An 8,750-nucleotide genomic window follows, 5' to 3' on the forward strand; every position below is an offset into this window, starting at 1 on the left:
AAAAATCAAAAAACAATGCTGGCAAAATTTGCCGGCAGAATAAAAGAACTATTTCAGCCCGCCCGCACCACCAAGCTGTATCAGCGCCACTTCGGGCGCATCCACCGGGGTTGAGGGCTGGGCCCGGGTAGCGGAGGCTTGCCGCAAGCTTACCTTGAATTGAAGCAACTCGGAACGGCCAAGGCCGAAAGTGTTGCCTCGATTTAATACATATATCAATTCTGCATTACTTCTATCAAAAAACCAATGTCTTTGGGGAAGTTTTTCCAGCTCCGGCGCCGCATATTCCCCAAAATAGTTGGGCGGCTTCTCGGCCAGCCAATCGAAGGGATTTTGTCCGGCCAGCGCAGGCAACGCATTTTGCCGGTCAGCCGCATACAATTCCAGCACTTTCATGCGCAGCCCCGCGCGCAGCGCCAGCACCGTTTGCTGCACGGCGACCCGCTCTGCTTCGTGCTGGTATGCCACCAGCCGGCTCAGCAGCATGGTCGCCAGCACGGCAATGACAGACACGGCAACGGCCAGTTCAAACAGGGTAAAGCCCGCCTGCCCCGCCTTGCCGGCCACGCTGTTGTTTTTTGGCGAAAGGCATGACCTCATTTATGCAGCGCAACCTTGCCCAGATCCCACACCGGCAAGAAGATGCCCAGCGCCAGCACCAGCACCATGGCGCCAAGAAAGGCGATCAGGATGGGTTCGATCTGCGCGGACAAGGTCTTCAATTCGTAATCCACTTCCCGTTCGTACATCTGGGCGATTTCATTCATCAAATCATCGAGTGAACCGGACTCTTCGCCGACGGCGATCATCTGCAGCACCACCGGCGTGAAGACGCCCGCCGCCACCGAGGTGCGCAGGATGCTGTCGCCGCGCTCGACGCCGTCGCGCATCTGTTCCACGCGGGCGCACAGATAGGCGTTGTCCACCGTTTGCGACACCACCGTCAGCGCCTGCACGATGGGCACGCCGCTGGTGCTCGACAAGGCGAAGCTGCGCGCAAAACGCGCCATGGTGCCTTTCAGGATGATCTTCCCTGCAATGGGAAAACGCAACTTGTAGCGGTCCCACGCATAACGGCCCCTGACCGTGCGCAGCCAGGCCCGGAAAGCGGCTATCGCGCCGATAGTCAGCAGCAGCAGCAAAGGCCAATACGCCACCATGAAGGCCGAGGTGGCGATCAGGATGCGCGTCATCAAGGGCAATTCGGCGTTAAAGGTGGCGAACACTTGCACGAACTGCGGAATCACGAACATATTCACAATGACCATGGCGATGATCATGGCCACGATCACGAAACTGGGGTAGCGCGTGGCCGACTTGACGCGCGCGCGCATGTCGCGGTCGAATTCCAGGTGGTCGAACAGGCGCAGGAAGACTTCATCGAGGCGCCCCGTCATCTCGCCCACGCGCACCATCGACAGGTAAAACGGCGTAAATACGCCGGGGTGGCGCGCCATGGCGGCCGACAGTTCGCGGCCCGCGTCCAGCGATTCGCGCACGTCCTTGATGACGCGGCCGAATGCGGGGCTGATGGCGGACTCCTGCAGGCCGGCCAGGCCGCGCATGATGGGCACGCCCGCCTTGAGCAGGGTGTACAGCTGGCGGCTGAACAATTGCACGTCCATCGAGCTGACTTTTTTCTCCGTCAGCCGTTGCCACCAGCCGATATCGGCGCCGGTGGTGGCGGCCTTTCGGGTCGCCAGGATTTCCACCGGCGTCGCGCCCGTGGAAAACAATTGATCGGCCACGGCGCCGCTGTCGGCGCCTTCCATCACGCCGGTCAGCAGGTCGCCGCTGGCGTTGCGCGCCTTGTAGGAGAAAAATGGCACCTCAATCCTCGCTCTGGTTGCTGATGCGCATCGCTTCCATCACCGTCGTACGGCCGGCAACCACCAGCTGCACGGCATGGCGGCGCAAGGTGGCGCCCGCCATCTGCGCCGTCGCCACCTTCATGAAGTGGGAAGGGTCGGCATGGTTGGCCGCGTCGGCCACGGCGCGCGTGATTTCCAGCAATTCGTACACGCCCGTGCGGCCCCGGTAACCCATGCCATTGCAATGCGAGCAGCCCTTGCCGTGGAAATACTGGTTGCGCTCGACCAGCTCGCCCAGTTCCAGGCGCAGCCATTCGTACTCGTTGGGCGTGGGCGCGTACGGCGTGCTGCAGCTTTCGCAGATCACGCGCACCAGGCGCTGCGCCAGCACGGCTTGCAGCGAGCTGCCCACCATGTAGCGGGGCACGCCCATGTCCATCAGGCGCAGCGGCGTGCTGATGGCGTCGTTCGTATGCAGGGTCGACAGCACCAGGTGACCCGTCATGGCGGCGCGCAAGCCGATCTGCGCCGTTTCCTGGTCGCGCATCTCGCCCACCAGCACGATATCGGGATCCTGCCGCAGGGCCGAGCGCAGCACGCGGGCAAAATTGAGCTCGATCTTGTCGTTGACCTGCACCTGGTTGATGCCGGACAAGCGGTACTCGACGGGGTCTTCCACCGTGATCAGCTTTTTCTCCACGGAATTGAGTTCGGACAAGGCGCAATACAGGGTCGTCGTCTTGCCGCTGCCCGTCGGCCCCGTCACCAGCACGAGGCCGTTCGGACGGCTGACGATGGCGCGGAACTGTTCCACCAGCGCGGGCGGCATGCCGATGGCGTCCAGGCGCAGGGTCGTGCCGCCCTGGTTCAGCAAGCGCATCACCACCGATTCGCCGTACTGCGTCGGCATGGTCGAGATACGCACGTCGATGCGCTGGTTTTTCACGCGGATGGCGAAACGGCCGTCCTGCGGCAGGCGCTTCTCGGAAATGTCGAGGTCCGACATCAGCTTGAGCCGCAGCGCCAGCGAGCTGGCGATCTTGCTGTCCGCTTCCGTCTGCAGGTGCAGCACGCCGTCGATGCGGAAGCGGATCTGCAGCCGGCCTTCCTGCGGCTCGATGTGGATGTCGGAGGCGCGCACCTGCGTGGCGTCCTCGAACACCGATTGCAGCAGCTTGACGATGGGCGCCTCTTCCAGGCCAGGATTGACGGCCAGCGCGCCGAAGTCGACGGAGACGTCGCCCAGGTCCTGCTCCAGCTCGCGCGTCAGCGTGGAAATGTCTTCCGTGCGGCGGTAGATGCGGTCGATGGCCGCCAGCACTTCCGTTTCATTGACCACGGCCAGCTCGATATGGCGCTTGACCAGGCGCGAAATCTCGTCATAGGCAAACAGGTCGGTGGGGTCCGACATGCCGACCAGCAAGCCATCGCGCCGGTCTTCCAGCACCAGCGCGCGGAAGCGGCGCGCCTGGGTTTCCGGCAGCAGGCGCACCAGCTCGGGATTGATGTTGAAAAACTTCAGGTTGATGTAGGGAATGTCGAGCTGGCGCGCCAGCGCGCCGGAAATCTGCTCTTCCGTGACAAAGCCGTGCTCGACAAAAACGCGGCCCAGCTTGCGCCCCGAGCGCTTCTGTTCCGTCAAGGCCTCGCCCAACTGTTGTTCGGTCAGCAATTTCTGCTGCACCAGGATTTCCCCGAGCCGGACTTTCTCTGGCCTTGCCATGTTTACTCCTCGACAAACAAATTCGACAGACGATGCACGCCCGCGGCGCGCGCTGGTATTTTATTCCAGAACCTGTTGTTTCTTAAAGAAAATACATTTCACGGCTTGATTTTCACGCATTTCGCCACTCAGCAAGGAAACACTTGCCGGGCGCCGGCACGCATGGCAATAATGGCATTCATTCACCGTCCGCCCTGCCCCCTACGCCCCATGAATGCCTGCGCCATCGAGTTTCATAACGTGCACAAACAGCTGGCCGGCAGCCCCGTCCTGCGCGGCGTCGACCTGCAGGTGCGCGCGGGCGAGCTGTTCGGCCTGGTAGGCGTGAACGGCGCGGGCAAGACCACCCTGCTCAAATGCCTGTTCGATTTCTGCACGCCGGACCAGGGCGCCATCGCCATCTTCGGCCAGGCGCACGGACACAGTGCGGCGCGCCAGCCGCTGTCTTTCCTGCCGGAACGTTTCCAGGCGCCGTATTACCTGACGGGCGGCGATTTCCTGCGCTACCTGTCGCGCCTGCACAATGTACGCCATGACGAAGCGGCGGTACAGCAGCTTATCGCGGTGCTGGATCTGGCGCCCGACGCCTTGCGGCGCCCCGCGCGCGATTATTCGAAGGGCATGATGCAGAAACTGGGGCTGGCTGCCTGCTTGCTATCGGGCAAGCAACAACTGGTGCTCGATGAACCGATGAGCGGACTCGACCCGAAAGCCAGGGCCAGGTTCAAGCAGGTGCTGCGCGAGGCGCGGACGCAGGGCCGCGGCGCCCTGCTCACCTCGCATGCGCTGGCCGACGTGGAAGAGCTGTGCGACCGCATGGCCATCCTGCACGCAGGGCGCATGCTGTTTACGGGCACGCCGGCCGAATGCCGCGCGCGCCACGGCGGTGCGGCCGACGCCAGCCTGGAGCAGGCGTTCTTGAATTGCATCGCGGCATGAATGCGGACGCGCGCACCGCTGCGGACAGCCGCTACGCGCCATCGCCGCACGGCATGTATCTGCGCCACTTCGGCTTGCGCACGGCGCCGTTCGGCATCACGCCGGACCCCGCCTTCTTTTATACCGGCAATACGCGCGGCGCCCTGCTCGACGCGCTGCTGTACGCCGTCACGCAAGGCGAAGGCATCATCAAGCTGACGGGAGAGGTGGGCAGCGGCAAGACCATGCTGTGCCGCATGCTGGCCGAACGGCTGCCAGCCCACGTCGACGTGCTGTACCTGCCCAACCCCGGCCTGGCGCCCGATGAAGTCGCGCACGCCATCGCCGCCGAACTGGGCCTGGAGCTGCCGCCATGCCGCGCCGACGAAGTGCTGCGCGCCCTGCACGAGGAACTCATCAGCCGGCATGCGGCGGGCCGCCAAGTGCTGCTGCTGGCCGAAGAGGCGCAAGCCATGCCGGTGGACACGCTGGAAGCGCTGCGCCTGCTGACGAATCTGGAAACGGCCAGCCACAAGCTGCTGCAGATCGTGCTGTTCGGCCAGCCGGAACTCGAGCGCACGCTGGATTTGCCGCAGCTGCGGCAATTGAAGGAACGCATCACCCACAGTTTCACGGTGCCGCGCCTGCCGCCCGCCCTGCTGGACGACTACCTGGCATGCCGCCTGGCGGCAGCGGGCCGCGCCGCGCCGCTCGTCTTTGAAGCGGCGGCGCTGCGCCAGCTGGCCCGCGCCTCGCAGGGCATCGTGCGGCGGATCAATATCCTCGCCGACAAAGCCCTGCTGGCCGCCTATGCCGACGACGCCGGACGCATCGACGCGCGCCACCTGCGCCTGGCGATCGCCGACAGCCCGTTTCGCCCCGTTCCCTGGCATGCGGGCATGCCGCTGGCGCGCGCCTTGATCGCCGTCATGCTGCTGCTGGCCGGCGCACTGCTGTGGCAATGGCTGGCGCCCCGCAGCGCCGCGCCGGCCGCAGCGCCAGCACGGCCTGCCGCGCCCACGCATGTGCCAACCCAAGCCATGACAGCGGACGCCGCGCCCCTGGCCGCGTCAGCGCCAGCCAGGGCGCCGGCGGACAGCCCGACAAGCGCCCAGGCCGGTGTGCCGGGCGATGCGGCCGGCGAACTGGCGCCCGAGGCAAGCCGCGCGCCGGCAGACGCACCGGCAGACGCGCCGATAGACGCCAGGGCAGACGCCAAGGCAGACGTCCAGGCAGCGGCACTCGCGCGACGGCCGGCGCCCACGCCGCTGCTCGACAGCAGTCTGGCCGCATCGCAGGCATGGCTGGCGCGCCAGGCGCCGCAGCAACTGGTGCTGCAGATTGCCAGCATCCCTGCCACGGACACGGCGGCGGCGGAAGCGTTCCTGCAACAGGCGCGGCTGGCCATCGGCCTGGGCGACATCCACGTGTTCCGCGTTCAGCAAACCAGGCCCGGAGCGATGGCGCCGCGCCTGACCATCGTCTATGGCAGCTTCGCCGACCGCGCCAGCGCCGAAGCCGTTTGGGCGCGGCTGGCGACGGCGTCGCCGCAGAAACTATTGCTGAGCAACATAGACAGTATCCGCACGGAAATGAAACCCGTTTCCCAGCGAAAACCTTGACGTGGCGGGGGTCAACTTTATTTCTGCATATTCCCTCCCTGGCCTGCACATACGATTGCTTTTAGAGGATCATGGTGGTTAAAATTACAAAAGCACAACACGACTTCAAGGGCGAACTTTTCATGACTCAACACCCTATTCCTGTGCTGGCCTCTTGCGTCACCGTTGCCTGCTGCGTCATGCTGGCAGCTTGCGCCTCGCATCAGATGCCCCTGTCGCCCGGGCATCTGAATGCGCCGCCGCCCCCTGCGGGCGCCATTCCCGAGCCCGTGCAGCAAAGCAGCGTGCTGGCCGCGCCATTGCCTGCGGCCAAGGCCGAAACCTACAGCGTCACCGTGCACAAGGTGCCCGTGCAGTCGCTGCTGTTCGCACTCGCGCGCGACGCCGGCATGAATGTCGACATCCACCCGCAGATCGAAGGCAGCGTGACGCTCAACGCGCTCAACCAGACCTTGCCGCAGCTGCTCACGCGTATCAGCAAGCAAGTCGATATGCGCTACGAAATCGACGGCAAGAACCTGCTCGTGCTGCCGGATGCGCCCGTGTGGCGCAACTACAAGGTCGATTACGTCAACATGGCGCGCAGCACCAACAGCAGCGTAAACATCGCCACGCAGATTTCCACGGCGGGCGGCGGCTCGAACAACGCCAGCAATCCGGTCGGCGGCACGCAAGGCAGCGGCGGCAACGGCAATAACAATTCGACTACCCTGGTGGTGAATCGTTCAGAAAATAATTTCTGGTACAGCCTGGAAAGGAATATCCGCGACCTGCTGCGCGAAACCACGCTCAACGATGTGCAGGTCGACCCGCTGGCGCAACTGAACCAGCAACTGGCGAACGCCCAGGGCAGTGCCCAGGGCCAGCCGGGCCAGCCAGGACAGGTCCAGGGCGGCAATGCGCCGGCGGCCGGCGGCGCGGGCCAGTATGGCGGCCAATACGCTGGCCAGCCCGGCGCCCAGCCCCCCATGCCGTCGGGCGGCCAGTATGCGCCGGGCCAGCAGCAGGGCAATGCGTCGCCGGCCCAGCCCACCGACGCGAACGGCATGCCGCTGTTAAAACTGGCCAACAAGGGCAGTCCCTCGTCGGTGGTGGTGAATGCCGAAGGGGGGCTGATCGCCGTGCGGGCCACGGGCCGCCAGCACGAGAAGATCGCCGCATTCCTCGACGTCGTGCTGCACAGCGCCAAGCGGCAGGTGCTGATCGAGGCCACCATCATCGAGGTGCGCCTGAGCAACGAGTACCAGCAAGGTATCAACTGGTCGCGCCTGACGGGCAACCTGAGCCTGAACCAGAGCCGCGTCGGCACCCAACCCCTGCCCAGCGGCGTCCTGCCGGGTACCTCGCCCGGCATCTTCGTGCTCAACTACATGAAGGACAGTTTCAGCACGACCATCCAGCTGCTCGAATCGTTCGGCAAGGTAAAAGTGCTGTCCAGTCCCAAGATCAGCGTGCTGAACAACCAGACGGCCATGCTGAAAGTGGTCGACAACAATGTCTTCTTTACCATCAAGGTGACGCCCGCCGTGATCAGTTCGACAGGCACCGTCACCACGCCGGCCACCTATGAGTCGAAACTGGAAACCGTGCCCGTCGGCTTCGTCATGAGCGTCACGCCGCAGATTTCCGACAGCGACGAGGTCACGCTCAATGTGCGCCCCACCATCACGCGCATCGTCGGCTACGTGCAGGACCCGAATCCCGCCCTGACCTCGGCCAGCGTGCAGAGCCGCGTGCCCGTGATCCAGGCGCGCGAACTGGAGTCGATCATGAAGGTCGGCAACGGCCAGATCGCCGTGATGGGCGGCCTGATGCAGGATTCCGTCGATAACGCCAAGGACGGCGTGCCCGGCCTGTCCAGCCTGCCCCTGGTTGGCAATCTATTTACTTATCGCAACGAAGCGAGCAGCAAGACGGAGCTGGTGATCTTCATGCGCCCCGTAGTGGTCAAGGACGCCAGCATCGACGGCGATTACCGCGACTACCGCTACCTGCTGCCCGACCAGGCTCCGCTCAACAAGCAGCCCTACGCCGACGGACCGGCGCCCGCCGCCGCGCCGCAGGCCCGCCTGCAGGGAGATTTGCCATGAGCTTGCTCATGCAGGCGCTGAAGAAGGCCGAGCGCGCCAAGCAGAACAGCCTGCCGGACGAGGAGCTGGAAAAACCGTCCGAGGCCTACGACCAGGTGCTGGAACTGGCGCCGGCCGATGCCGTGCCGCTGCGCCCCGCACCGGTGGCGCCAGCGCCGCCGGCAAGCGGCCTGAGCCTGGAACCGCTGGGCGATGCCCCGTCACCGCCGCCAGCGCCAGCGCCGCCGCCCCAGCCGGGGCCAGCGCCTGAACCGGGCGCGTCCCAGCCGGACGCGGGACCGCGGCCCGAAGCGCCGCGCCCGCGTAGCGAGCCGCCGCCGGCCCGGCCACGCGCCGCGGCCGGCGCCAGCCGCAGCAAGACGCCGCCCAAGGGGCCCACGGGGCCCATCAGCGTCGACCCGGCCACCGTGCGCCTGGCCGTGCTGCTGGCCATCCTGCTGCTGGTGGCCGGATCGATGGCGTACTGGTACTGGCGCGCCAGCAGCAGTCCCGGCGCGGGCGCCAACCTGCCCGGCGTGCCCATGCCCCTGACGGACGCCCCCGGCGCAGCCGGCGCGGCCGGCCCCATCGTGGTGCTGCCCGCGGC

The 8,750-nt window shown here is 65.4% G+C and carries 6 protein-coding genes and 1 pseudogene; 4 read left to right on the top strand and 3 right to left on the bottom strand.

The genetic code is table 11. The features are described 5' to 3' along the window. Positions 1–48 precede the first annotated feature (48 nt). Genes AC07VI_RS19730 through AC07VI_RS19740 form a run of 3 tightly spaced genes read right to left on the bottom strand, consistent with a single transcriptional unit; the run spans position 49 to position 3,534 of the window. Positions 49–567, bottom strand: a complete 519-nt coding sequence (locus AC07VI_RS19730; RefSeq protein WP_492994708.1) for a type IV pilin protein — start codon at positions 565–567, stop codon at positions 49–51. Between the two features lie 29 nt (positions 568–596). Further along, positions 597–1,829 carry a type II secretion system F family protein gene (locus tag AC07VI_RS19735; protein WP_099375664.1) on the bottom strand — a complete coding sequence of 411 codons (1,233 nt, stop codon included), beginning with the start codon at positions 1,827–1,829 and terminating at the stop codon, positions 597–599. 1 nt (position 1,830) lies between these two features. Then, positions 1,831–3,534: a GspE/PulE family protein gene (locus AC07VI_RS19740; protein ID WP_086147813.1), complete on the bottom strand. Its 1,704-nt coding sequence runs from the start codon at positions 3,532–3,534 to the stop codon at positions 1,831–1,833. Positions 3,535–3,705: 171 nt separating this feature from the next. Between AC07VI_RS19740 and AC07VI_RS19745 the strand changes: the two genes are divergently transcribed. From AC07VI_RS19745 to AC07VI_RS19760, 4 genes and pseudogenes are all read left to right on the top strand, one after another. After that, positions 3,706–4,473, top strand: coding sequence for an ABC transporter ATP-binding protein (locus AC07VI_RS19745; RefSeq protein WP_492994711.1), 768 nt, complete (start codon positions 3,706–3,708; stop codon positions 4,471–4,473). Next, complete coding sequence (locus tag AC07VI_RS19750; RefSeq protein WP_492994713.1) at positions 4,470–6,074, top strand: ExeA family protein; 1,605 nt, start codon at positions 4,470–4,472, stop codon at positions 6,072–6,074. Before AC07VI_RS19745 ends, AC07VI_RS19750 begins: the two co-directional genes overlap by 4 nt. Positions 6,075–6,196: 122 nt before the next feature. Next, on the top strand, positions 6,197–8,164 hold the full coding sequence (locus AC07VI_RS19755) for a type II secretion system protein GspD (protein WP_099375666.1): 1,968 nt from the start codon (positions 6,197–6,199) through the stop codon (positions 8,162–8,164). After that, positions 8,161–8,750, top strand: a pseudogene (locus tag AC07VI_RS19760) (hypothetical protein); the annotation flags it as partial. The gene AC07VI_RS19755 and the pseudogene AC07VI_RS19760, both read left to right, overlap by 4 nt.

Source organism: Janthinobacterium sp. GW821-FHT03A03, assembly GCF_059421435.1.

Excerpts from the sequence above, each read along its gene's own strand:
- AC07VI_RS19740 (WP_086147813.1), bottom strand. The coding sequence starts at position 3,534 with ATGGCAAGGCCAGAGAAAGTCCGGCTCGGGGAAATCCTGGTGCAGCAG.
- AC07VI_RS19750 (WP_492994713.1), top strand. The coding sequence starts at position 4,470 with ATGAATGCGGACGCGCGCACCGCTGCGGACAGCCGCTACGCGCCATCG.
- AC07VI_RS19755 (WP_099375666.1), top strand. The coding sequence starts at position 6,197 with ATGACTCAACACCCTATTCCTGTGCTGGCCTCTTGCGTCACCGTTGCC.
- AC07VI_RS19745 (WP_492994711.1), top strand. The coding sequence starts at position 3,706 with ATGGCATTCATTCACCGTCCGCCCTGCCCCCTACGCCCCATGAATGCC.